The 25,184-nt window shown below is 71.8% G+C and carries 19 protein-coding genes; 16 read left to right on the top strand and 3 right to left on the bottom strand.

What is annotated here, in order from left to right; genetic code table 11:
- The first annotated feature begins 55 nt into the window (after nucleotides 1-55).
- From P2424_RS19560 to P2424_RS19510, 11 genes are all read left to right on the top strand, one after another.
- A complete protein-coding gene (locus P2424_RS19560) occupies nucleotides 56-1,870 on the top strand; it encodes a nickel-dependent hydrogenase large subunit (RefSeq protein ID WP_276477046.1) in 1,815 nt (604 codons plus the stop codon).
- Entirely contained in the window at nucleotides 1,863-2,408 is a 546-nt protein-coding gene (locus tag P2424_RS19555; protein WP_276477045.1) for a NifU family protein, read from the top strand. The genes P2424_RS19560 and P2424_RS19555 overlap by 8 nt, the downstream gene beginning before the upstream one ends.
- A complete protein-coding gene (locus P2424_RS19550) occupies nucleotides 2,405-3,013 on the top strand; it encodes a DUF5947 family protein (RefSeq protein WP_276477044.1) in 609 nt (202 codons plus the stop codon). The genes P2424_RS19555 and P2424_RS19550 overlap by 4 nt, the downstream gene beginning before the upstream one ends.
- Before the next feature lie 74 nt (nucleotides 3,014-3,087).
- A complete protein-coding gene (locus P2424_RS19545; protein ID WP_276477043.1) occupies nucleotides 3,088-3,294 on the top strand; it encodes a hypothetical protein in 207 nt (68 codons plus the stop codon).
- A 10-nt stretch (nucleotides 3,295-3,304) separates the two neighbouring features.
- Entirely contained in the window at nucleotides 3,305-3,526 is a 222-nt protein-coding gene (locus P2424_RS19540) for a hypothetical protein (RefSeq protein ID WP_276477042.1), read from the top strand.
- Between the two features lie 229 nt (nucleotides 3,527-3,755).
- Entirely contained in the window at nucleotides 3,756-4,844 is a 1,089-nt protein-coding gene (locus P2424_RS19535; protein ID WP_276477041.1) for a hypothetical protein, read from the top strand.
- Nucleotides 4,845-4,858: 14 nt separating this feature from the next.
- Nucleotides 4,859-5,488, top strand: coding sequence for a class I SAM-dependent methyltransferase (locus P2424_RS19530; protein WP_276477040.1), 630 nt, complete (start codon nucleotides 4,859-4,861; stop codon nucleotides 5,486-5,488).
- Nucleotides 5,489-5,564: 76 nt separating this feature from the next.
- Nucleotides 5,565-6,188, top strand: coding sequence for a hypothetical protein (locus tag P2424_RS19525; RefSeq protein ID WP_276477039.1), 624 nt, complete (start codon nucleotides 5,565-5,567; stop codon nucleotides 6,186-6,188).
- 83 nt (nucleotides 6,189-6,271) lie between these two features.
- A complete protein-coding gene (locus P2424_RS19520; RefSeq protein WP_276477038.1) occupies nucleotides 6,272-6,958 on the top strand; it encodes a HEAT repeat domain-containing protein in 687 nt (228 codons plus the stop codon).
- Complete coding sequence (locus P2424_RS19515) at nucleotides 6,945-7,949, top strand: MerR family transcriptional regulator (protein ID WP_276477037.1); 1,005 nt, start codon at nucleotides 6,945-6,947, stop codon at nucleotides 7,947-7,949. Before P2424_RS19520 ends, P2424_RS19515 begins: the two co-directional genes overlap by 14 nt.
- A 190-nt stretch (nucleotides 7,950-8,139) precedes the next feature.
- On the top strand, nucleotides 8,140-8,550 hold the full coding sequence (locus P2424_RS19510) for a DUF3224 domain-containing protein (RefSeq protein ID WP_276477036.1): 411 nt from the start codon (nucleotides 8,140-8,142) through the stop codon (nucleotides 8,548-8,550).
- Between the two features lie 131 nt (nucleotides 8,551-8,681).
- Here the strand turns inward: P2424_RS19510 and P2424_RS19505 are convergent, their stop codons facing one another.
- Nucleotides 8,682-9,827 carry a YhjD/YihY/BrkB family envelope integrity protein gene (locus tag P2424_RS19505; RefSeq protein ID WP_276477035.1) on the bottom strand — a complete coding sequence of 382 codons (1,146 nt, stop codon included), beginning with the start codon at nucleotides 9,825-9,827 and terminating at the stop codon, nucleotides 8,682-8,684.
- A gap of 445 nt (nucleotides 9,828-10,272) precedes the next feature.
- The gene (locus P2424_RS19500; RefSeq protein ID WP_276477034.1) at nucleotides 10,273-10,710 is read right to left on the bottom strand and encodes an SPW repeat protein; all 438 of its coding nucleotides are present in this window, start codon (nucleotides 10,708-10,710) and stop codon (nucleotides 10,273-10,275) included.
- 203 nt (nucleotides 10,711-10,913) lie between these two features.
- Between P2424_RS19500 and P2424_RS19495 the strand changes: the two genes are divergently transcribed.
- The 5 genes from P2424_RS19495 to P2424_RS19475 all read left to right on the top strand — a co-directional run bounded on the left by P2424_RS19495 (nucleotide 10,914) and on the right by P2424_RS19475 (nucleotide 20,345).
- The gene (locus tag P2424_RS19495; RefSeq protein WP_276477033.1) at nucleotides 10,914-13,313 is read left to right on the top strand and encodes a PQQ-binding-like beta-propeller repeat protein; all 2,400 of its coding nucleotides are present in this window, start codon (nucleotides 10,914-10,916) and stop codon (nucleotides 13,311-13,313) included.
- A gap of 6 nt (nucleotides 13,314-13,319) precedes the next feature.
- Nucleotides 13,320-15,512: a PQQ-binding-like beta-propeller repeat protein gene (locus P2424_RS19490; protein ID WP_276477032.1), complete on the top strand. Its 2,193-nt coding sequence runs from the start codon at nucleotides 13,320-13,322 to the stop codon at nucleotides 15,510-15,512.
- Nucleotides 15,512-17,680: a PQQ-binding-like beta-propeller repeat protein gene (locus P2424_RS19485; RefSeq protein ID WP_276477031.1), complete on the top strand. Its 2,169-nt coding sequence runs from the start codon at nucleotides 15,512-15,514 to the stop codon at nucleotides 17,678-17,680. The genes P2424_RS19490 and P2424_RS19485 overlap by 1 nt, the downstream gene beginning before the upstream one ends.
- A gap of 35 nt (nucleotides 17,681-17,715) precedes the next feature.
- Nucleotides 17,716-19,812, top strand: a complete 2,097-nt coding sequence (locus tag P2424_RS19480) for a serine/threonine-protein kinase (RefSeq protein ID WP_276477030.1) — start codon at nucleotides 17,716-17,718, stop codon at nucleotides 19,810-19,812.
- 266 nt (nucleotides 19,813-20,078) lie between these two features.
- On the top strand, nucleotides 20,079-20,345 hold the full coding sequence (locus tag P2424_RS19475) for a WXG100 family type VII secretion target (protein WP_019354028.1): 267 nt from the start codon (nucleotides 20,079-20,081) through the stop codon (nucleotides 20,343-20,345).
- Nucleotides 20,346-20,518: 173 nt separating this feature from the next.
- Here the strand turns inward: P2424_RS19475 and P2424_RS19470 are convergent, their stop codons facing one another.
- Nucleotides 20,519-24,958: an FtsK/SpoIIIE domain-containing protein gene (locus tag P2424_RS19470; RefSeq protein ID WP_276477029.1), complete on the bottom strand. Its 4,440-nt coding sequence runs from the start codon at nucleotides 24,956-24,958 to the stop codon at nucleotides 20,519-20,521.
- Nucleotides 24,959-25,184: the final 226 nt, after the last annotated feature.

Here is a 25,184-nt window from a genome sequence, read left to right as displayed (position 1 = left end):
ACGGCAGCAGACAGACCACGACGGGCCCCGGCCCGGTGACCAGGTAAGGACTGATATGACGGCAACCGCTGACCGGGCCGCTGCGGGGCGCAAGACCCCGCAGGTCGTGGACATGTCCTGGGACCCGATCACCCGGATCATCGGCAACCTCGGCATCTATACGAAGGTCGACTTCGCCAACCGCGAGGTGACCGAATGCCGCAGCACCTCGTCGCTGTTCCGGGGCTACTCGGTGTTCATGCGGGGCAAGGACCCGCGGGACGCCGGATTCATCACCAGCCGCATCTGCGGGATCTGCGGCGACAACCACACCACCTGCTCCAACTACGCGCAGCAGATGGCCTACGGTGTCAAACCCCCGCCGCTGGCCGAGCACATCACCAACCTCGGCGAGGCCGCGGAATACCTCTTCGACCACACCATCTTCCAGGACAACCTGGTCTTCGTGGACTTCTGCGAGGCCATGGTCAAGGCCACCAATCCCGGTGTGCTCGCCAAGGCCGAGCGGACCGAGGCGCCCCACGCCCACGTCCACGGCTACCGCACCATCGCCGACCTCATGCGCGCCTTCAACCCCTTCGAAGGCGCCGTCTACAAGGAGGCGCTACAGGTCAGCCGGATCACCCGGGAGATGTTCTGCCTCATGGAGGGGCGCCATGTGCACCCCTCCACGCTGTATCCGGGCGGGGTGGGGACGATGCCCTCGCCCACCACCTTCACCGACTACCTCTCCCGCCTGATGCGCACCCTCGACTTCGTCAAGAAGTCCGTCAGCATGAACGACGACGTCTTCGACTTCTTCTACGAGGCGCTGCCCGGCTACGAGGAGGTGGGCCGGCGCCGGATCATGCTCGGCTGCTGGGGCGCCTGGCAGGACCCCCAGGTCTGCGACTACCGCTACGAGAACATGAACGCCTGGGGCAAGAAGATGTTCGTCACCCCCGGCATCATCGTCGACGGGGAACTGGTCACCAACAACCTCGTCGACATCAACCTGGGCATGCGGATCCTGCTCGGCAGCTCGTACTACGAGGACTGGGTCAACGAGGAGCCGTTCGTCACCCGCGACCCGCTCGGCAACCCCGTCGACATGCGCCACCCGTGGAACCAGACGACCGTCCCCGCGCCGCAGAAGCGCGACTTCGAGGGCAACTACAGCTGGGTGATGAGCCCCCGCTGGTACGACAGCGCCAGCGGGCAGCATCTGCCGTTGGACACCGGCGGCGGCCCGCTGGCCAGGCTCTGGTCCACGGCGCTCAACGGGCTGGTGGAGACGCCCTACATCAAGGCGACCGGGCGCAGTGTGCGCATCTCGCTGCCCAAGAGCGAGAAGCTGCCCGAGATGACGTTCGAGTGGGAGATCCCGAAGTGGTCCAACACCCTTGAGCGCGACCGGGCCCGCCCCTACTTCGTCGCCTACTCGGCGGCCATGGCGCTGCAGTTCGCGGAGCAGGCACTGGATCTGGTGCGGGCCGGCGACACCAAGATCTTCAACGACTACGAGCTGCCGGAGGAGGGGATCGGCTGCGGATTCCACGAGGCGGTGCGCGGCGTCCTGTCCCACCACCTGGTGATCAAGGACAAGAAGATCGCCAACTACCACCCCTATCCGCCCACCCCCTGGAACGCCAGCCCCCGCGACATCTACGGCAACCCCGGCCCCTACGAGGACGCGGTGCAGGGCCAGCCGATCTTCGAGGAGAACGGCCCGGACGACTTCAAGGGCATCGACATCATGCGCACCGTCCGCAGCTTCGACCCCTGCCTGCCCTGCGGCGTGCACATGTACCTCGGCAAGGGCAAAGAACTCCAGCAGACGCACTCACCGATGTTCGGCGCGAGCAACGGGACCGGAGCCGGCCATGGCTGACACCGTCCGGCTGACCGACGAGGACGTCGAACAGCGGCTGGCCCACCTGGACGAACTCCTCGAACGCGTGGAGTCGGTCGCCGGGCCGGCCGCCGACGCCGCCCTCGCCGCCGTGCGCGGACTCACGGAGATCTACGGCGAGGCGCTGTCCAGGATCCGCGACCTCGCCGGTCCCGGACTGGCCGAACAGCTGACCGGCGACCAGCTCCTCGACCACCTCCTGGTGCTGCACCGGCTCCACCCGGACCCCGTCGAACAGCGCGTCGCCACCGCCGTCGAACACGCCGCGGAAGCACTGCGCCCCCGCGGCGCCACCCTCGAACTGCTGGGCATCGACGAGGGCGTCGCCGCCGTCCGGCTCACCACCAAGGGGTGCGGCGGCTCCGCATCCGGCGCAGAGGAAGCCGTACGCGACGCGCTGCTGGCCGCCGCGCCCGAACTCCTTGACGTCCGCCGGGTACCGGACGAGCCGGCAGCCGCGTTCGTACCGCTGGAGACCCTGCTGCCCGCCACCGCACCCGCCGCGGGGACGGCATGACCCCCGGGGCCCTCGCCCGCGTCATCCGCGACGCCGCGAACCCGGCCACCGGGTCCGCCGTCCGGCCGGACGTGGAGCGCTGCGACCTGTGCGGCGCCCCCGCCCCCGGCGACCACCGGCACCTGCTGGACACCGCCGCGGAGCAGGTGCTGTGCGCCTGCCGGCCGTGCTCGGTGCTCTTCGTCAGGGAAGCCGCCAGCGAGGGGCACTACCGGCTGATCCCGCACCGGCGCACCCGGCTGGAGCCGGTGTCGACCGCGGCGCTCGGCGTCCCGGTCGGGCTGGCCTTCTTCGTCCCCCGCGCGGACGGGAGCGTATGCGCGCACTACCCCAGCCCCGCGGGGGCGACCCGGTGGGAACTCGACCCCGAGGCGTGGCGCGGGGCCGTCGCAAGCTGCCCCGCGCTGGAAGATCTGGCCGTCGACGTGGAGGCGCTGCTCGTCAACACCGTCCAGGGACGGGAGCAGCACTGGATCGTCCCGATCGACGACTGCTTCCGGATGGTGGCGGTCGTCCGTCGGGAGTGGCGGGGACTGAGCGGCGGCAGCCGGGTGTGGCCCGAGATCGACCGGTTCTTCGCCGAGCTGACCGAACAGCGGGAGTGACCGCGCGTCACACCGAGCACCCGGCCCGCGCACGGCGGCGACGGGACCGGCACAACCGAGGCAAGGAGGACGCCATGGGACGTATCCGCGTCGGACAACCGCACGTCGAACCCGACACCCCCACCCACGTCCGGGGTATCCGCCAGGGCAACGAAGGCCCCGGCGACCGCCAGCCGGGCCACCACGAGGACGGCACAGCGGACGCGAGGCGGTCCACCGGCGTCCAGGGGAAGAAGCACAACGCCATCATGAAGATCATGCCCAACATCTCGCCCGGCTGAGGAGCGGCACATGCAGCGACGTCCCACGTCCCAGACATCACGGTGCGCCACCGCGCGCAGCCGGCGGTCCCGCTCCGGCCCGTGCACGGCCAAGCGGGTACTGCTCGGCCAGGTCGCGGTACTCGGAACCGTCGTCCTGGCGATGCTGATCCGCGAATTCCCGGGCCTGGTGCGCGAGGTCCGGATCTGGCGCATGATCGGCTTCACCTCCGGAGCCCGGCCTCCGCAGTGAACGGGCCGGGGTGAGCGGACCGCCGGGTGAGCGGGCCCGCGCGGCGAGCGAGCCGCCGCACCGGCTGCCGCCCCGCCCGGGAGCCGTCTTGCCGGACTGCGCCCCTGTCCGGCGGAGAGGGCGCCCCCTGCCGGGCATACCTGAGTCTCCGGTGCGCTCCACCGGGAGGGGGAGGGGCTTCGTTCCAGTGGCCGACGCCGGGCCGGCATCCCGATGCGACGTTCGGAACATGACCACTGAACCGCGGATGGCGAAAGAGTCCGGGCGCGCCCGGGGGTCGCGAGGGCCCCGACGAACGGACCGGGCCGCGCTGTGCTGGGCGACCGCGTACGCCGGATTCGGACTGGTCTGTGCGCTGACCCGGACGCCGCTCCTCCGTTCCGGCTCACCGGGCGCTTCCGCGTCGGGCTGGGCCGTCCTGACACTGGGGACACTGGCAGCGCTGACCTGTGCGGCGGTCTCGAAGTACGGACCGCGGCGCGCACTGCTGACGTTGCTGTGGACCGCGTTCGGCCTGGCCGGTCTCGCCGCGTTCGGCCTGCTGATGGATGTGCTCTCACTGGTGTTCGGCCAGGGAGTGGACAGCCGGGCCGCCGCTGCGCACCATGCGCCGGCGGCGGCCGGTGCGTTCCTGCTCGCGGCCACCGCCCGCGCCGGCCGACCCGCGCCGGTCGCGTCCGCCGCCCCGGTGTCCTCCACCGCGCCCCGGCCGGTTCGGCACACCGCCTGGGTCGGCACGGCGGCCTTCCTCCCGTATGTGGCGATGAAGCAGATCTGGGCCCTCGGCGGCACCTTCGCCGGCAGGTCCGGCGCCGAGATGCGCGCACTCTCCGAGCGCAACGGCGCCTCGGGGACCTGGCTCGCCCTGGAGTCCCGGGGCCTGGACGGCACCATGCTGCTGGCCGCACTCGGTGTCCTTCTGCTGTGGGGTCTGGTCCGCCCCTGGGGCCAGGTCTTCCCCGCGCTGGACGCTGTTCCTGCGGGGGCGTCGCGTCCTGCGCTGGCTCCCGCTGACCCCGGCCCTGATCGGGGCCGCCACGCTGGTTCCGTACGGCGTGCTCGGCCTCGGCTACGCGGCTCTGGCCACGATGGGTGTCGTGACGATGCGGAGCGGCGATTTCCACTCCTCGCACGACGCACTCGTGGTGACCTGGATCGGCATGGTCGCGTTCGCCGGGTACGGGTGCGCGTTGGCTGTGGCGGCCCGCTCGTACGGGATGCGGACCTGCCGACCGGCCCCGAAGCCGTGCAGCATGGCACTGCCGGTCGACGCGCGTACGATGCCGGTGGCGGGGGAGCGGCCGCGGACGGCGGGTGATTGACTTCCTCCCCGTGGCAGATCACCAGGACGAGACCAGGGCGGCCTATGACGGGGTCGTCGAGCTGTACGCGTCGCTGTTCGCCGACCGGTTGGAGACGCAGCCCTTCGCGCGGAACATGATCGGCACCTTCGCCGAACTGGTGCGCGGAACGGGGAACCCGCGGGCCGCCGACGTCGGGTGCGGGCCGGGACATCTCACGGCCATGCTGCACGACCTGGGCCTGGACGTCCTCGGGTACGATCTGTCCCCGGCCATGGTCGACCATGCCCGGCGGGCCCATCCGGCGCTGCGGTTCGACGAAGCGCGGATGGAGGACCTGCCGGTCGCGGACGGCGCGCTCGGCGGCGTCCTGGCCCACTACTCGATGATCCACACTCCGCCCGGGGAACTGCCCGCGCTGCTCGCCGAGCAGGCCCGAGTCCTTGCGCCAGGGGGCCTGTTCCTGGCCTCGTTCTTCGCCACCGACGGGCCCGAGCCGGACCGCTTCGACCACAAGGTCACACCCGCCTACAGTTGGCCGGCCGACCGCTTCGCCGCCCTGCTGACCCGGGCCGGGTTCATCCCGTTCGCCCGGCTGCTCCACGACCCCGCCTCCGAACGGGGATTCCTCGACGCCCACCTGCTGGCCCGCCGCGGCTGAGGACCGTCCCGCCACCGGGCGGGCCCCCGCCGATCCCGGACCGGGCCGTGTCAGTGGCGGGTGACACCATCGAGAGGTGCTGATCGACGGATACGACGGCGGCCCGTTGGTGCCGGGAGAGTCACTGGCGACCCGTCCGGGCTTCTGGTCGAACCACCTCCTGGCGATGTGCAGCGACGGGAGGACGGCCGAGCGCCCGGTTCCGGAGTGGTTCGGTGAGGACGGCGCCGATGCCGACGCCCTGTCCGAAACCCTCTTCGATCCCGAACGATGGCCGGTGTTCCGGCTGCCGGCAGAAGACGGTCCCGGAGCCGTGGTGGTCTACCGCAACCTGGACGGCGACCATGGCGTCGACTACCTCCTCGTCCATCCGGGCGGAAGCCACGTCGAACAGATCGCCGGTCGGGACGGAGACTTCTCGGGCCCTGGGCTGACCTGGCGCGAACTGATCCGGATCGCCGACAACCCGTCCCTTGCGGCCGAAGGCGTCCGGGACACGGCCGTCCGCTTTCTTCTGCTGCTCCCCCTCCTCGACGATCTGGGCGTGCCGAAGACGGCATCGGCCCGGCTTGTCGCCGCCCTGGCCGCAGTCGGTGCGCCGCCAGACGGTGCTTTGCTCGCCGCGGAAGGACTGCTCGCCCACCTCGTGAGGCGACCCCGGCATGACCCGATGTGGGCGTCTCCGCTGAGCGGCCGCTGACGGAGGGCGGAGCCGCAGCCGCCGACCCCGGTTGCCCTTGACACGGTGACAAGGTCTTCACTGCTTCCCGAGGAGGTGGTCCGATGACCACGGTGGGACAGGACAGGGACGCGGTACGAATGCTCCGGGGACTGGAGGACAGGCGTTCGTCGGTACGACTGCGCACCGCGCTGGCAGCCGGAACGGCACCCGACCCGAGCTTCGTCGACAAGCTTCTCGAACGCTGCGCGATCGAGCCCGAGTTCTTCGTCCGCGACATGCTGACCTGGGCGCTCACCCGCCACCCGGCGTCCCTGACCCTCCCCGGGCTGCTCCGGGAAGTCCGCTCGGAGCGTGCCCAGGCACGAAGTCAGGCACTGCACACCCTGTCCAAGATCGGAGACCGGCAGGCATGGCCCGCGATCACACCGGCACTGCTGTCCGACGCCGACGACGAGGTGGCGCGAAGCGCCTGGCGGGCCGCGGTCGTACTCGTGCCGGGAGGCGACGAGTCCGCCCTGGCCGCGACACTGGTGACGCAGCTCGGGCGCGGTGCGCGGGAGACGCAGCTGAGTCTCAGCCAGGCACTGGTCGCACTGGGGGAAGCGATCGTGCCGGCCCTGGAGGAGGCGATGAGGGCGGACCCGGGCGTGCGCGCGCACGCGCTCGTCACCCAGCGGCTGCTGCACGACCCGGACGCCGGATTCGGGCCCGCGATCGAGGAGGCCAACCGCATCGTGGCCCTCGCCGGGGCCCTGGAGAGGGACGAGGAGGACCGTGCTGATCGGTGAGGTGGCCGACCGGTCCGGAGTGAGCGCCCGCATGCTGCGGCACTACGAATCGCTCGGCCTCGTCCGGCCGTCGGGCCGCACGGGCTCCGGCTACCGGGAGTACTCGGCGCAGGACGTCCGGCGGATCTTCCACATCGAGAGCCTGCGGTCACTGGGCCTTTCGCTGCGGCAGATCGGGCGCGCGCTCGACGACCCGGGGTTCACGCCCTCGGCCCTCGTCACCGACCTCATCAGCCGGACACGCGACCGCATCGCGGCCGAGACCGAACTGCTCACGCGGCTCCGCCGGATCGACGCCGCGGACCCCACCGGCTGGGAGGACGTCCTCCGGGTCGTCGCCCTCCTCCGAGCGCTGGGATCCCAGCACGCCGACGACCGCCAGCGCGCGGCCCTCTCCTCGGCCCGCGGGCTGCCCGTGCCGGTGGAAGCCCTGGTCGAGGCCGTGTTGCACGAGACGGACCCGAATGTCGCCGGCGCCCTTCGCTGGGCGCTGGCGCACTCGGGCGGCGGAGACCCGGATCTGCTGGCCGACGGTCTCGGCTCACCGGTGGCCGGAGTGCGCAAGCGCGCCGTCCAGGCCCTCGCCGAGCTGCCCGGTGGCGCGGCGAACGCGCACCTGCGGGACGCTCTCGCGGACCCCGACCCCGGAGTCCGCAACCACGCGGCCCTGGCGCTTGGACCACGCGGGGCGGCCGAAGCGGTGCCCACACTCGTCGACATGATCGTGGCGGGAACGAACGACACCGATGCAGCCGACGTACTGAGCGAGCTGGCGAGCGACACCGCCACGGCCGACCGGATCGCGGCCGGGCTCGTCGACCGCCTCACCCACGAGACGATCGAAGCGGACGCTCGGGGACGCCTGACCCAAGCCCTGGCGGGCATTCCGGGGGCGACGGCATCCCGCGCCCTCGAGGAGCTGTCCCACGACGAGGACCGGGCGGTGGCGCTGACCGCCGGGTATCTTCTGCACCTCCGCGAGGCACGCTGAGGGCTCACTTCCCGGAGTCCCTGAGCTCCGGAGGCCCGGAGGCCCAAACCCGGTCGAGGCCCTGCTTCGGCACGGGGCGGACTCGCCGCCCCGCTGTCACGGGCGCTGCTCGCCCGGCGCTGCCGGTCCCGGAGGCGCCCCGGCGCGCTCCGCCGCCGTCGATGTCAGTGGTGCCCCTTACGCTCCGGGGATGCGAGCTTCAGGAACATTCGATGTCCTCGACTTCACGCCCGCTCCGGTGCCGGGCCCGGAGATCGAGACCGCGGTGCCCGTCGGCGTCGCCACGATGAGCAAGCAGTTCGAAGGAGAGACCGTCGGGCGGTCGGCGACCGTGTTCACCTCGGCGTTCGACCAGTCCAGCAGCACGGGCACCTACCTCGCCATGGAGTCCTTCGAGGGGTCGTTGCACGGCCGGGCGGGCAGCTTCAACTTCGCCCACTCCGCGACGATGTCGGGCGGAACCAGGCAGGGGGAGTTCTTCGTCGTCATCGTCCCGGGCAGCGGGACGGGCGAGCTGGCCGGGATCACCGGAACCGGAGGCATCGCGATCGACCCGGACGGCACACATCGGATCTGGTTCGAGTACCACCTCGGCCAGTAGTCCGGCAGGTCACGGGCAGAGCCGCCGGCCGGAGCGCAGTCACCGTGAGGGCGCCGTGGCAGACGCGCGAGCCTCAGTGACGCCGTTGCGGACTGCCCCAGGCCGTAAGGCCCGCAGTATCGGGACAGCCTTCAGCGGTTCGGCGGCCCCGGGGGCGCGTCCGGGGGCTCGTTCCCTGCCGGACCCTCCGGGGGCCGGTGCCGCTGTGCCGGGTCCGCGTCCGGCGAGGGTGCCGCGGCCGGGTCCGCGCCCAACGGGTCGTCCGGGGAGTCCGCCGCCGCGCGGGTGCCCGGCGGCGGTCGCTGGTGGAACTCGACGGTGACGGTCTCGAAGCCCTTGAAGGTCTCCGTCGTCGCGTAGGAGGTGTACGCCCGGCGGTCGGCCCAGTTCAGCCACACCCGGTCGGTGAACGGGGTCAGCAGACTCCGGGGCCACAGCCGGTGGGCCCGCACCACGCTCACCTCGGCCGCCACCATGAAGATCAGCGCACCCAGGTATATCCAGCCCAGCAGACCGAGCACGATGCCGAACATCCCGTAGGTCGCGCTCGCGCCACGCAGCACATTGGTGGCGTAGTACCCGCCGGCCCACTGCAGCACCTGCCATGCGCAGGCGGCACCCAGCGCCTCCGCCCACAGCCTGCGCAGCGCCACCCGATGGTGGGTGAGGAAGCTGTAGGTGGCCAGCAGCAGACCGGCGTTCACGGCCACCGCCACCAGCGTGATCGTCGCGCGCAGCCCGGTGCCCAGGTCGGTCCCGAACGCCTTGGACTCCGAGGCCGCCAGCGACAGCAGCAGCGTCACGGACAGCCCGCAGGCCACCGTCATCAGGAAGAGCATCCCCTTCAGCCGCGACCTGAAGGGATCGTGCCGCTGGTAGCGCGGGACGGCCCAGATCTTGTTGAGGCTGTACTGCGCGGCCTGAGCCGCACCCAGACTCCCGTACAGGCTGCCGAGGATGCCGATGGCGAGAGCGATGCCGTTGCTGCGGAAGGCGTGGATCCGCCCCCTGAGCTGCTCCCCGAGCACCGGGAACTCCCCGAGCACCGAGTTCAGCAGCTGCCGCTGGAGCTCCGGGTTGTCCTCCAGGAAGAAGCCGAGCCCGGAGACGAACAGCAGCAGCACGGGGAAGATCGACAGGAAGGCGTAGTACGTGAGGAGCGCGACGAGATAGAGGGCCTGGTCGTCGAAGACCTTGTAGACGACGGCCAGCGGCAGACCGGCCCAGCGGTGCCGCTGCTGGAAGGCGTCGATCCGCTGCGCCGTGCCCATCCCCATGGCCCGTCGGACGCCTCCTCGACCTGCCCGTCTGCCCGTGCGCCCGACTGATGCTCCGGGGGTCTCGCCCGCACGGGGAACCAGGTGCGGGGGTCCGTGCTGCCGGGGCGTGGACCCCGCCCGGCGCCGGTACCGGTCCGCTCTCGCCGTCCCAGCCAATCTCAGCCCGCACGGGTGCGCACGTTCCGGAGAGCCATCCGGCGGTGCGGGAACATCCGGCGGGGGAGCGTCCGGCGGGGGAGCGGGAGAACGGTTCGGCAGCCGACGGTGGTACGGAGTGCCGGGGAGGCCCCCACGAGGGGGGCGGCCGGAGTCACCGCCGGGCGGGCCCGGAACCACGAGACGGGCGGCGCAGCCTCGCTGGGGCCGCTCCGCCCGTTCCGGACGCGCATCAGATACTGCGCGTCGTGTCTGTTTCTGCTGTCCGCGGATCAGCCGGCGGGCTTCACGTCTTCCGCCTGCCCATGAGGGCCAACCCCATGATCGCGAATCCGCAGAGTGCTGCCACACCTCCCGCGACCACATTGTTGACCACGATCTGCGCCGTGTCCGGAGCGCCGTTGATCACCCACTGCGAGATGATCACCCAGGCTCCGAGCAGTGGCGCGGTCCAGCCCAGCAGATGCGTCCGCTCGTAAGCGGAACCGAACCCGAAGGCCAGCACCGCGAACGCCAGCCCCACGATGAGGTTGCTCGCCGCCAGGGTCGTCGTCCCGTTGAAACCGACCACCCACGGTGAGATCGCGATGTAGAGGCCGGAGAGAAAAGCCAGCCCTTCGACGATCTGCGCGGCCGGAGTGGATCCGGCCTTCTCGTACCGGGCCCGCATCTCCACGAGGTCAGGGTGGTGCTCGATGGTGCTGCCGGTAGTAGGCACTGCCATGGTCCTCCTCCTTCCTTGGAGTGCCTTCGGTGAACGGCCAAACCGTCCACCACTCCTCTTGAGTGACCAGCAAACGGGGTAAATCACCCCATCCAGTGTGATTTATATCATATCCGGGCTCATCAGTCACCCCTGAGTGCGCTGTGTGGCCGGGGGATCACGTTGACGTAGGCTGCTCCTCTCCGTCATGCATAGGGGAGGGCATGGAACGGCTGCGCCAGGACGATCCACGGCGGCTGGGACCGTACGGAGTCCTCGGCCGGCTGGACCGCGCGGGGAGCGAAGTCCGCCCCACCTCGCGTCGCTTCCTCGGCCGCTCCGCCGACGGCGATCGGACGGTTCTCATCTCGACCGTGCGTGCCCGGACCGCCGACGCCGCCTCCCTGCACCGGTTCCGGGCCGAGGCCCTGGCCGCCCAGCAGATCACCGCCGATACCCCCTGGCTGCTGCCGGTCAGCGAAGTGAGCGGGCCGGCCGAACCCTCGGTGCCGCCCTGGAACGCGGCGCCGTACCGTCCCGCCCTGCCCCTGCCGACAGTTGTCGAGACCTGCGGGCCGTTGCCGCTCCGCACCGTGCTCGCCGTGGGCACCGCGCTCGGCGAGGCGCTCGAGCACCTGCACGCTGCCGGGCGGGCCCATGCGGGGATCACGGCTGATGCGGTCCTGCTGACCGGTGAGGGACCCCGCCTCGGAGGCTACGGCGCGGCCCGGGTCTCCGCTCCAGACGGCGAACCCCGCACCGCGCACCCCTTTCTCGCCCCGGAGCAGATCACCGGCGGACGCCCCCGCCCGCCGGGGGACGTGTACGCGCTGGCTGCCGTCCTCCGCTACGCGGTGACGGGACGGCTGAGCGCGATCGGAACGGCGGCGGAACCGAGTGTCCCCGACCCTGCTGAGCTGACCGCCCTCCTCCGCGCCTGCCTGGCGGCCGACCCGTCCGATCGTCCGTCGGCGGCCGAGTTCCTCCGGCGGCTGCCTCGCTGCGGCACGGGCGCGAACGTCGAGGCAGAGGGCCACTCTCCGCGAACGGTCGAACCGGCGCGGCCCGGAGGCTCACAGTCGCGCGGCGGCCCCGGCAGCACGGTGCCGGACGGTGGCCCCGCGCCGGGCCGGGACACGCAACTGGACAACGGCGCCAGCCGCGCGGCCGGTCTCCTGGTACCGGGGTGGCTGCCGAAGAGAGTGAGCGCGGCCCTCGCCGTGCAGACGGCAGCCGTCCTCGCGGCCGAGACCGACGAGGACCCGTCTCCTGCACCCGCTTCCGCCCCTGTCCCGACCCAGGCGGACGGCGCCGCACCGGCCGACGGCTCGCCCCCGCCCCCCGCCCCCCGAGACCCGGCAGCCGCCACCACCACAAGGCGCCCCCGGGCGCCGTCCCGTCGCTCCCTCCTCACCGCCGCAGGAGCCGGCGCCGCGGGCGTCGCCGTCGGCGGCTCCTTCACCTGGGCGGTGACCGACCAGAAACCTCCCGTCCTCTCCCCGGCGGAACAGCTGGAGCGCGAACACCCGTCCCGCAAACGACTCAAGGGCGCACCGCCCACTCCGCGGTGGCGCTACGACTTCACCGAGCCGGCCAGGAAGTTCAGCCCCCTGCTGTGGCAGGACAAGGTCGCCCTCCTGGCCGACGGGACAGCCGCCACCGGCATCGACATACGCACCGGGGAGGAGATCTGGCGCCATACGGACACCTCTCCCTCCGGCCGGGCATGGCCCCTCCACAACGGTCTGATCCTCCTCGCCGGCTCCGAGGACCTGCTCGTGCTCGACCCCCGTGACGGCGAGATCCGATGGCGCTCGGAGCGCTACCGAAAGGGTGGTCCGAGCCCCTGCGAGGCAGTCCTCGCCGCACAGGGAACGGTCGTCTGGCTCGTCGTGGGAAACCAAGGCTCGGTCGACCGCCGTACCGTCGTCGCCTACGACATTCGGGCGGAGCGCGAGCGCTGGACCAGCCCACTCCTCGCCGGATACCAGGATTGCCACCTGCTCGCGGACGCCCTCGTGGTGGTGACTGGGGCGAAGGGCGGAGCACAGCGCGTCACTGCCTTCGACCGGAAGACCGGCGACCGCACCTGGTCGCGGACGTACGAGACTGTCAAGGCGAGCCGGCTCAGCACGATCGCCACCCCAGCCACGCTGGTGGCCACTGAGAAGGGCACACTGCGCGGGTTCGGGCTGCGGAAGTCCGCCGCCAAGGAGCAGTGGATGGTCGAAGCAGAGGAGGTCGGGGGCAAACAGCCGGCCTTCGGCACCCCCATCTCGCGGCGGGGCACGGTGTACGTCGCGGACACCGGCTGCACCGTGTACCGAGTCGAGGGCGAAACCGGGGATGTCACATGGAGCTCTCGAAGCTCTCTCCGCGAACCGGCTCCCCACCGCAAGCCCCCGCGGGCGGCTGTCACACCCGACGGTCGCCTGCTGCTCACCGCTGACGACGCCGAGGTGGCCGCTTTCGACACGGCTCGGGGCGTTCTGCTGTGGCGCTTCACCGATCTGCCGACCGGATCGGGCCGAGTTCTGCGGCCTCGTCGCGTGGCACTCGGCGACACACACGTGCTGGTCCTCAGCGGGGGCAGCGCCTACGCGCTTCCGGTCAGCAGGGATTGAAGCGACATGCCGCCCCCCACGGATCCGATACCGGCCGACGCCCCGACCCCGTCGACGAGTCCTCAGATACTGGGCGGATACTCCCTCGTCGAAAGGCTCGACACCGAATCCGACGGCATATGCCGATGGCTCGCCCTTGCGTCGGACGGCCTCCCCACGATTGTGATCGCGCCCGAAGAACGGTGGTGTGCCGACTCCGCATACCGGCAGCGCTTCTGGGCGGAAGCGAAGAATTCCCAACGGCTCGCCGGGCGATGGGATGCGACGATCGCGCGAGTCTCGCCGGCCGGGTCGCTGAAACCGTGGATATCCTACGACTGCGGCCCCGCTCTGCCTCTGGACACCGCCCTGTCGGTGAACGGCGGTCCCCTTGAGGAAGTTCTGGTGGGCAGTTTGGCGACGGCGTTGGCCGAGGCGCTGTGGAGCGCCCACACTCGTGGCCTGGTGTACGCGGGCATCTCCACTCGGTCGGTGCTCTTGACCCGGACCGGCCCGGTCCTCACCGGCTACGGACTGGTACGAGCCGCCGCAGTGGAGGGGGCCGACCGACGGAGTGTGCCGGGAGTCGACGAGGCAAGTCTGCCGCCGGAACAGCGGACCGGCGGCCGCCCGCTGCCGGCGGGTGATGTCCATGCGCTGGCGTCAGTTCTCCTGCGCGCCATGCCCGAGGGACAAGACTGGATGGGGGGCGACTCGTTCGTGACACTCAGCGAGGTCGCGCATCGGTGTCTCGCAGCAGATCCGGCCCGCCGGCCGGATGCGGGAGAAGTGCTCCGTGAATTCCGTTCCCTGACGTCCGGGTCGGGCTTCACGCTGCCGAAGCCGGTTGCAGTGGCGCTGGACGAGCAGGCTGCGCGAGCCTTCGCGCACCCTGGGTCGGGCAGTTCTACGGGCCGGTCGGAACAGCCCACCCCGGCTCGCCCCCCTCGAACAGTCGGCCCCCGGTCGCGGTACTCGTCTCGCCGGCTTGTACTCACGGCGGCTCTACCGGCTGCGGCGGGGCTCGTCGTCGGTGCGGGAGGAGCTCTCGGATGGCGGTCCGCCCGGGACCAGGAGCGTCCCGACATGGACCGGATACCGCGCGGGGTGGCCCCTGCGCCGTTGTGGCGTCGGAAGAGCTCGGTCATCGAGCCGAGTGCGTTGGCCGTCGTGGATGACAGCACCGTCATTTCCGGAGCCGGCGCCGGTGCCGATGGGTTGGTCGCCTTCGACGTCCGCACCGGCAGGAAACTGTGGGAGCGGGAGGACATCGCGTCCTCGCGGCTCCTCGACATGGGCGAAGGGTGGCTCCTCACTTCCGCGGATGGTGACGGCCGGTTCAGTCTCGTCTCGACGCGTACCGGAGTGGTCAAATGGCACGAGCGGAGATATACCGGAAACGGCCATGGGCATCTGTCCATGGCCATGGTGCTGGGCAGCCGGAACGGTGTGCTGTTCTTCATGGCTGCTGACAGGAGGATCATCGGCGAAGAGAAGTTCTCGGCTGTCGCCTACCGGATCCGGGACCGCAAAGAGCTGTGGCGGACACCTGTACCTGATGGGTTCGGAGACTACTTCGTGCTTCCCGGCGGAGGAGCGGCGGGACCGGCGCTGTCGGGCTCTACGCTGCTCTTGGCCAACACAGGTGTGAAGGGGTCAAGCAAGGGCGATCTGGCGTACCTCGCACTCGACCTGCGCAGCGGCCGGAGGAAGTGGCGCCGGACCTACGAGGGGGTCGGGAAGGGTGCCGGCTGGCTTGCTCTACCGATGGGGGAAGACCTGCTCGTGGTCGCAGGCGGGGGCAGTGTGCGAGGTCTGAACCCACCCGACGGGAGGGAACGATGGAGACTGCCGGTGAGCGATGCCGCCTGCTCCGGCTCGGCCGTGGGGCGGGGGACGCTGTACGTCGGCAACGCCGACTCGACGATCTACGCCGTGGACGCCCGGCAGGGGAAGCAGCACTGGCACTGGAAGCAGAGCGCGGGTGAGAAGAAGCCGTTCGTCGTCTCCGGGATGATGCTCAGCGCATCGGGCCGCACGCTGTTCAGGTCCAGTCCCCTGGAAACCGAGGCTTTCGACACTCGGGACGGCGCCCCGAGATGGCGGCTCGCCATGGCGCACAGCGCAGTGGCCGGGCGCCCGGGCGTGCCGGTGGCCAGCGCCACGGGTGTCGTACTGGTCACCACGGACGACAGCCTCTACGCGCTTCCGGTGGACTGATGGCGATGATCTCTTCATTGACCCATGAGGACCCTGAACAGCTCGGCAGCTACCGACTCATCGCCCGCCTCGGCAGTGGCGGAATGGGGACTGTCTATCTCGGCCGATCCCCTCGTGGTCGACTCGTCGCCCTCAAGACGATGCACCCAGACCTGGCCACAGAACTGCAGTTCCGCACCCGCTTCCGGTTGGAGACGGACGCGGCCCGCATCATCGGCGGCCACCATGGGGCGCAGGTCTTCGATGCTGATCCGCTTGCCGAGACTCCGTGGCTGGCGACCGAGTACGTCCTGGGGCCGCCGCTTGACGATGCCGTCGCGGTGTGCGGGCCGCTGCCCGAGAATGCGGTCCGTGCGCTGGGAACTCGGCTGTGCGGCTCCCTCGCTCAACTCCATGCCTCGGACGTGGTTCACCGCGATCTGAAGCCTTCGAACATTCTGCTCACCGCCACCGGACCGAAGGTCATCGACTTCGGCATCGCACGGGCGTCCGGCGACGATCGACTGACCCGCACCGGGTCGGCTGCGGGCACTCCTGCCTTCATGTCACCGGAGCAGGCGACTGGTCAGGAACACACGCCCGACGGGGATGTTTTCGCACTGGCTGGTGTCCTGGTCTTCGCCTGCACCGGCCATGGACCGTTTGGCACCGGCCAGGCTGCGGATCTGCTCTATCGTGTCCGCTACAGCGAACCGGACCTCTCCGAGGTACCGGCTGGGCTGGTTTCCGTTCTGGCCCACTGCCTGGCCAAGGACCCTGAGCAGCGCCCTGGAACCACCCGGCTGGCCGCTCTGCTGCGACACGGTTCAGATGGCGGACACGGACCGGAGGATCACGATGAGTACACCGACTCGTTGCCCGATGCTGTCCACGCCGACATCCTTCGACGCAGCACAGCGGTCTGGGAGATCCATGCCTCACGTCCGGCCTCTCCGGCGAACTTGTCCGCAGAAGAGGCTGCGGTTCCGAAGAACGTTGTCCGTACGCGCCGCCAGGCACTCACCATTGCTGGCGGCGGCTTAGCTGCGGTCGCTGCGGCCGGAGGAGCCTGGGCCTGGGCCCGGGCGAGGGAGAATCCGGCGAAGGACTTCGCGGAACCCGCCCCGCCTGCGGCTGAACACATGTCCGCTCCGGAGCCTCGCTGGGAACGGGACCTGTCAAGCCCTGGCGTGAGCAGCTTGTTGGGAGTCGGCGCACGCGTGTGTGTGATGGGCGCCGGCGGAAGCCTCTTCCTGCTCTCCGCCGCAGGGGAGACGATCGCCGCCCAGAAGGACGTGTGGTCTGCGGTCCTCGGAGGCGGACGGCTCTACGGACTGCAAGGCTCCGCAGCGCAGTTGCGCACATGGGATGCAGATGAAGACGGGTTCGGCGATCCCGTGGCCGATGTGCGCGATCTCATGGGCGGGTCAGGCCCGGACAGCGCTGCCATACTCGCCGCTCACCGGGGCATTGTGCTGGTACGGGCCGAGGAGGCTCACGACGAGCGCCGTTGTGCCGCGCTGGACGCGGACACGGGCAGGACCCGCTGGCGGGGGAAGATCGCCAATGACACAGCAGCCTTGGCGACGGCCGACCGGCTGATCGTCCTCGCCAGCTCCTCCGAGCAGAAGGTGTGGGCAGTCGAGGCAGCGACCGGCAAGAGAGTCTGGGAGAAGAAGTTCTCGCTCGCCTACGGGCGCGAAGTTTCATGCTCCGGTGTCGACCGACACGGAAATGTCTATCTGAACCTCCACGAGATTCACGCCGTGCGCGTGGCGGACGGCAGGACGATGTGGCGCTTCGGCAAGGGGAGGAAGCACAGTACCGACTCTTCAGGCACGGTGGAGTACGGTGCTCCGGTCTCCGTGGGGGGAACCGTGTACTCGCTGGAGAGCGGCAACGGCGTTGTCGCTCTGGATGTCAGGAGCGGGCAACTGAGGTGGGAGATCAAAACGCAGGTCGCGTCCCGCATTTCTCCCGATGCCGTGCCCGTCGTAGGTAACCGGTACGTGTACTTCCCGTCCGACGGACCTGCTCCGGTCACCGCGATGGACTGCAATGAACGGAAGGTGAGCTGGACCCTTGCCGGAAAGGGGGGCGAAGCCACCCCCTCGCTGCTCGCCCACCGGCGTTCGCGGCAACTCGTCGTCGCCCTCGGCAGCCGGGTCCTCGGCCTGCCCTTGAACTGACCGGCTCGTGCAACGAACCGAATGTGGAGCACGCAATGCACCCCCTCGGCACCGGTGACCCCCTCCGTCTCGGCCCCTACCGTCTGGTCGGGGTGCTCGGCGCCGGGGGGATGGGGAAGGTGTATCTGGGGCGGGACACCGCGGGGAAGCCGGCCGCGCTGAAGGTGCTGCGGCCCGAGCTGGCGCACGACGCCGCGATGGCGCAGCGCTTCGTCCGGGAGGCGCAGGCCGCGAGCGCGGTCCGCAGCGGCGGCGTGGCGCGGGTGCTGGGGGCGCAGACCGAGGGCGGGCGCCCCTGGATCGCCACCGAGTTCCTCGCCGGGCCCACCGTGGACGAGTCCGTGGAGCGGCACGGACCGCTCCGGGAAGCCGCGGTGCGGGCGCTCGGTGCGGCGCTGGGCCGGACGCTGCACGAGATCCACGCCGCGGGCCTGGTGCACCGGGACCTGAAGCCGTCGAACATCGTGCTGACCGCCGAGGGGCCCCGCGTCATCGACTTCGGGATCGCCCGGCCGGAGCACGGGCTCACCCTCACCACCACGGGGCAGGTGCCGGTCACGCCCGGGTACGGGCCGCCCGAGCAGGTGCTGGGGCAGCGCGTCGGCCCGGCCGCCGACGTGTTCGCGCTCGGTGCGGTGCTGACATGGGCGGCGACGGGCGAACGCGCCTTCACCGGGGAGCATGTGGCGGCGGTCCAGTACGAAGTGGTCCACGGACAGCCCCGGCTGGGCACGCTGCCGCCCGGCCTGCAGCCGCTGGTCGGGGCCTGCCTGGACAAGGCGGCCGGACGGCGTCCGGCGCCCGACCGGTTGGCCCGTGCCCTGGCACCTCCCCGGGGCGCGGACCGGGCGTGGCGGGAGGGGGCTCTCGGCGAGGACATCGCCGAGCGGGAACGTACAGCGCGCCGGCTGACAGCCCTGCCCGCCGACGAGCCGGCCGCCTCCGGCGGGCTGCCTGCCGGGAAGCCCTCGCGGCGCCGGCTGCTCACCGCGCTCGCGAGCGGCGGAGCCCTGCTGGCCGCGGGGGGCGCGGGCGCCTGGTACTGGCTCGGCGGTGACGAGGACGGCGAAGGGGAGGTGGAGGGGCCGCACCGATGGGATGCCGAGCCGCTGTCCGGGTACGAGAGCGGGAAGCCGCCCGACCCGCTCTGGGGGCCGTTCGCGGTCGCCGCCGAAGAGGGCCCGGATCCGCTGCCCGTAGCGGATGTGGTGGTCGTTGCGGGGAAGGGCGGGGGACTGCACGCCTACGACGTCCGCAACGGCCGCCGGCGCTGGAAGACCGGGAGCTCGGTGGCAGCCGGATCAGCCCGACTGCTCGTCTCGGCCGAGGAGCGGCCCACCATGCTGGGCGTCGGGGAAGCGGGCGAGGTCGTCGGGCTCGACCCGGAGGCGGAGGGCAGCCAGCGCTGGTCGGCTGACACCGGCGTCGCGACGCTGCTGGCGGCCGACGCGACGGCCGTCTACCTCGTCACCGGGAGCGGCAGGCTGCGCGCGGTGAGCCTCACCTCGCGCAAGGCGCTGTGGACGGTGCCGCTCCCCGTCGGCTCCACGGACGAGCGTGGGGCCCGAGCCGCGGTGGGGCGCGGACGGCTGGTCGTGCACGGCACGGATGGCAAGGTCGCCGGGGTCGACACCGCGAGCGGCCGCACCGTCTGGGGTCCGCGCAAGCAGAGCGAGGACGGCACCGCTCTCGTCCCCGCGATCGGTGGCAGCACTGTCTACCTCGGCGGCGATCGGCTCACCGCGCTCGCCCTCTCCGACGGCTCCGTGAAGTGGGCCGAGCCCGCCGGCGGCGACGGCGGGTGGGGCGCCCCCGCACTCCGGGGCAAGGTGCTGTACGCGTCGAACGAGACGGACTTGGAAGCCCGCGGTACAGCGGACGGCGCAGCGAAGTGGACGGTGACCCTCAACACCACGGCGCTCCCGCCCGAACCGCCGACGCTCCAGCGGCACACGGCCTGGCTCCCCCTGTACGAAGACGGCGCCGACGGCATCGCCGCGGTGGACACCCGCAACGGCGCACAGGCGTGGACCTTCGTACAGGGCGCCGCCGGTCCCTGGCAGACCGCCTCCGCGGGAAACCGCGTCTTCCTGCTGCAAGGCGGCACCGTGACCGCCATGCCGGTCTTCTGACCCTGGCGGCCCGGACCTCTGCCTCCGACGAGCCCGGCGGACGGGGGCCGATGCCTGACGTGCCGCCGGGAGAAGAACAACTGGTCTGCGGGGCGGCCCTGTTGCGGGGATTCACACGCGCCGGCACTCAACGGTCGCCGGGGCTACACGGTCGTCGAGGGGCTGTGACACGAACCGGACCGCTACGGCGCGCGATTGCGCTACCGTGCTTCGAGACGTGCCGAAGTCGGACCACGTCGAAGCCGGAAGACGGGGAGGGGTTCCAGATGGGAATGAACGGCGCCGACCTTGAGCGGCTGCGGGAGCTCGCGGGGAAGTTCGACGGCGACGCGACCCAGCTGCAGGGGCTGATCACCAGGCTGCAGTCGGCCTGCAACGACAGCGGTAGCTACTGGACCGGTGGCAAGGCGCAGCAGTTCCGCGGTGAGTGGGAGAGCCTGAAGCCGACGTTCGACAAGTTCGTGGAGACGCTGCGGGAAGCGGGGCGCGCCGCGCGGACCAACGCGGACAACATCGACCACGCCACCAACTGAGCCGCGGCGGGGCCCCGGCTCCGCGAAGCTGTTCGGGCACCGGCGGGCCGCAGCCGACCAGGCTGCGGCCCGCCGTGCGTGTGCGGTCCGCCCGGAGCCGGCCGTGGGCCCGCACACCCTCGGCGCGGCCCCGAGCAGCGCCTGCCCGGGGCCGCGCCCGCTCCCCGTCGCCTTCACTCGTCGACGACCGCCTGTACGGCCGTCAGCTCGCCGCTGCGCACCAGCAGCCCGCGCCCCAGTACCCCGGATGCCGCAGCACGGGGCAGCCGTACGGAGAACAGCTCGCCCTCCGCGTTGTTCTGCGGCGAGAGCAGCAGGCCGCTGCGGGCCCGCCGGGCCTCCTTCACGAAGCCTCGATACTGCGAGGTCAGCGCGTCCGTGGTGCCGGCGGCTACCAGGCCGTGGCCGCCGTCGACCCCGCTGCGCACCACTCCCTCCAGCACGGAGTCCAGCGGGGTGTCGTGGACGAGCTCGGCGTCGTCCACGACCACCGCGTACCGGCCCCCGGCCGCGGCGCGCTCCAGCAGCTCCTGGAGCGGCGCGGCGTCCGTCATCTCCTGGACCACGCCCAGTACCCGCCGCTCGTCCGCGAGTTCGCGCAGCGGTGAGCGCTTGGGGGTGACGAGGACGAGCGGCAGACCGGAGCGCAGCAGCGAACGTGCCGCCGTGCACACGGACGTGGAGCGGCCCGACTTGGGCGGTCCGGCGATGACGAACCCCGGACCCTCCTGTGCGAGGTCCACCCCCGTCGGGGCCAGCTCGTCGCCGCCCACCCCCACCAGCGTCCACAGCGGGGACGGCGGCGTGAACTCGGGATCCAGCGCCCAGGCCGCGGTGGCGGTTGCCCGGCCCGGGAGCGCGTCCACCCGCATGGGACGCAGCGCGCGCGGCGGATCGCCGTGCTCGACCGCGGCGCGCTCGGCGATCCGCCGGACGGCCGCCACCTGGGCCCGGCCCGAGGGGTCGCGGTCCAGCAGGGCGAGCTGGCTCTCCCGCACCCCGTCGTCGCCGGGCCGCAGGCAGCGGCCCGGCGGCAGCTGGGAGGGCACGTCCCGAGGCGTCATTCCGGCCGTGGAATAGTCGTTGGGGTCGGCCAGCCGCAGCACGAGCCGGTCGCCGAACGCCGCGGAGACGGGGCCGGACAGCCCGCCACGGCCCGCTGACATCACCACCCGCAGACCCACCGAGGGGCCTTCGCGGAACAGTTGGGTCATCCCGTCGACGAGCTTGCCGTAGTCGTAGGACTCGAAGGCCGCCGTATAGCTCTCCCAGTTGTCCAGCAGCAGCACCAGCCACGGCAGCCGCTCCTCGGGGGAGGAGGCGGACGCGCGCTGTTCCGCGACGTTCGCGGCACCCGCCCGCGCCAGGATCTGCTGGCGGCGGACGAGCTCCGCCTGGAGCCTGGCCAGCAGCCGGGTGAGCCTGTCGGTCTGGTCCCGGGTGACGACGGCGCCGCAGTGCGGCAGTACGGAGAGCGGGACGAGGGTGTTGGAGCCGCAGTCCACGCCGTACAGGTGCACCTCGGCAGGGGAGGCGCTGTCGGCGAGGGCCGCGGCGATGGTCCGCAGAGCTGTCGAACGGCCCGAGCGCGGCCCGCCGACCAGCAGCAGATGGTCGCCGTCGACCAGGTCCAGTGCCAGCGCTTCGCGGGCCTGCCGGGCCGGTACGTCGGTGACCCCGAACACGACGGGCGCGATGTCGCCGCGGCGACCGGTGGCCGGACGGGGCGCCTCCGCCACCGTCACCAACTCGGAGAGCGGTTCCAGCCAGGGCCGGTACGGCTCCTGGCAGTCGAGCGCCACGGCGCTTCCGCGGACGGCCTCGACCAGCAGCGCCAGATCGGTGAGCGGATCGTCATCGGAGCGGCCCGGCGCTTCCGGCCGGGCGGGAGCGGGCAGGCCCAGATCCGCCCACTCCACCCGCGCCGCCCACGGCTCGACGGTGCGCTCGGCGGCTGTCTGCGGCCGGCGCCCGCCGACGCGGCCCGACTGGAACGGCAGCAGCGAGGAGGCTCCCAGCCGCACCAGCGCCCGGCCCGGGGTGTTCTTGGAGATGGCTGCGGAGTCGGGCGCGTCGATGACGTCCTGGCTCTCGGAGTTGTCCGTCACCCGCAGCGCGATCCGCAGGTTGGTGTTGGCGCGGATCTCGGGCGAGACCACGCCCCCGGGCCGCTGGGTGGCCAGGATGAGGTGGATGCCCAGGGAGCGGCCGCGCTGGGCGATGTTGACCAGCCCGGTGACGAAGTCCGGCAGTTCCCTGGCCATCGAGGCGAACTCGTCGACGACGATCAGCAACCGGGGCAGCGGAGCCAGCGCAGGGTCCCGGCGGGCGGCCCGCTCGTACGCCTCGATGTCCTTGGCACCCACCGGGTCCAGGATCCGCTCGCGGCGGCTCACCTCCGCCTCCAGCGAGACCAGCGCCCGCTTGACCAGATGGGAGTCGAGGTCGGTGACCATGCCGACGGTGTGCGGCAGCTGCTCGCAGCCCTTGAAGGCGGCACCGCCCTTGTAGTCGACCAGCACGAAGTTCATCGCGTCCGGCCGGTTGGCCACCGCCAGCGAGGCCACCAGCGTCTGCAGCAGCTCCGACTTGCCGGACCCGGTGGTGCCCGCGACCAGCCCGTGCGGACCGTCGCGCACCAGGTCGATGGTGAACGGGCCGTCGAAGGAGGCACCCACCACGGCGGCGGTCGAGCGGCCCCCCGCCGCCCAGCGCGCCGAGATCGCTGCGGCGGACGGCGGCTCCAGCTCCAGCAGATCCAGCAGCCGGCAGGCGTCCGGCAGCGCGCCGCTCTCCTTCTCACTCACGTCGCGGACCGGTGCCATGGCGCGGGCCACCGACGCGCACCAGGCGGGCGGTACGCAGTCCGGCCGCACCGACTGCACCGGGTCCCCGCCGAATTGCGACACCTGCAGCAGCCCGAAGTGGTCCTCCTCGACCAGCGCCCGGCACTCCTCGGGCAGCAGCCCGCGGTCCGCGTCCAGGCACACCAGATGGATGCCGAAGCGGGGGCCCTCGCGGAGCAGCTGGGTCAGTCCGGGCAGTGCACGCAGTCTGCGCGAGCCGTCGAGGACGACCAGCACGGACGGCCCGCGCCACTGGTCGTCACCGCCCGGTTGCCGCTCGCCGGCCGCTTCCTGGCGGGCGCCGAGCAGGGTCAGCAGCTCGCTGATCCGGCGGGCCACGCTCTCCGTCTCGGTACCCAGCAGCGCCACCGCGCCGTGGCCCTCGCGGCCCCTGGCGTGCGGCAGCCACCGCACCCACTCCCAGCTCTCCCGGCCCGACGGGTCGGTCAGCACACAGACGGTGAGGTCCGCCGGGCTGTGCAGCACCGACGCCTGGGCCACCAGCCAGCGACCCACCGCGCGGGGCAGTTCGCCGCGGCCCGCGACACCGAGGATGCCGTGGGTCCGCAGCGGCACCGAGACCGGCACCTCGGCCAGCGTCCGCGGCTCCGTACGCCGGTGCTCCTGCTGGTTGGGGTCGCTGACCTCCACTTCCGAGGGCAGCGCGCCGGTGCCGATCCGCAGCACGCCGTAGTCGTCGTCCTCCAGCCGCCGCTCCCACAGCCGTTGCCCGGGGCCGGTGGCCGCGACGTACAGCTCCGCCGGATCGGGGCAGGCCAACCGCCGCGCCGCCGTCTCCTCGGCCATCGCCCGGCGTGCCTGGTATTCGATGGAGACCTTGTGCTGTTCGTACTCGCGCTTCTTGCGCCGGTGCGAACTGCGGCCGTGCCGCCGGTCGTAGAAGTGGTTGGCGACCAGGGTGACCGGGGTCAGCACCGCCATGATCAGGTAGATGGCGCTGCCCAGCAGCACCACCATCGCGACGGCGGCCAGCAGCGGCGCCAGGGCCACCGCCCAGGGCAGCGGCCGCGTCTCCGACTGCTTGGGCCGGGACGGCAGCTGGAACTGGGTTCTGCGGGCCGACGGTTTGATCCGCGGCGGGCGGTTGAAGTCGAGCCCCGTTCCGTCCTGCGAGGGCTTGAGCGCGGCGTCCGGGAAGGCGGGCTCGCGCAGCTCGAACAGGGAGTGCCCGGCCGCGACGACGCCGCGCCGGCGCCAGGTTCCGCTCTCCTGTAGCTCGCTGCCGTCCATGGTGACGCTGCTGCCGAACGCCGGTGTGACGGTCACCGAGCCGTCGAGGGCCACGTCGATTTCGAAGGCGGTGCTGGGCAGCGTGCTGTCGTCCGGCCGTACCCATGCCTCGGGGCCGCTGCCGACGACGGCCACGCCCGGCCCCAGCCGGTACACACGGCCTGCGTCGGGACCGCCCACCACCCGGATCTCCACGGTGCCCTGGGCTTCGGGGCCGGGGCACGCGCCGGGCGCACCCACCGAGACCGTGGCGCCGTCCCGGACGGGGGAGCCGGACACCGGGACGGCCGGATCGAGAGGGCAGCCGTTGACGTACAGGGTGGGCGCGCCCTTGCCCGTGCCCCCGTCCGTGCCCCCGCCCGTGCCCCCGTCCGGGCGGCCGCCCGGTGCGACGGTGCCCAGTTGCCGGGCGACCTCCTGTGCGAGGGCCCCGATCGCGGCGTCGGGCTCGACGTCCACCAGCAGATCAGCCCGCCGTCCGCGCGCGGCATCGGCAGCGGTAAGCCGCAGTTCCATCGGAGCCCCCCCCGTGGTCGGCCGGTGCCCGCTCCGCGGGCCGGTGCGCGTGCGTCCGCGTCCCAGACTCGTCGGTCCTTGCACCGATGCGCTCTGCACTGCGTAGCAATCATGCAACAGCGTGCTCAGCCAGCGCAGTTCGTCCTAGGATCGAAACCTGGCCCGGCTGCTGGAGAGGTGTCCCGTGCGGGGAGGCAGCACCGCCGACAGACGTCGGCCGGGACAG

The sequence above is a fragment of the Streptomyces sp. WMMB303 genome (assembly GCF_029351045.1).
Lineage (GTDB): Bacteria > Actinomycetota > Actinomycetes > Streptomycetales > Streptomycetaceae > Streptomyces.
The sequence above is the reverse complement of the archived record's forward strand: the minus strand, read 5'-3'. Positions and strand labels throughout refer to the sequence as shown.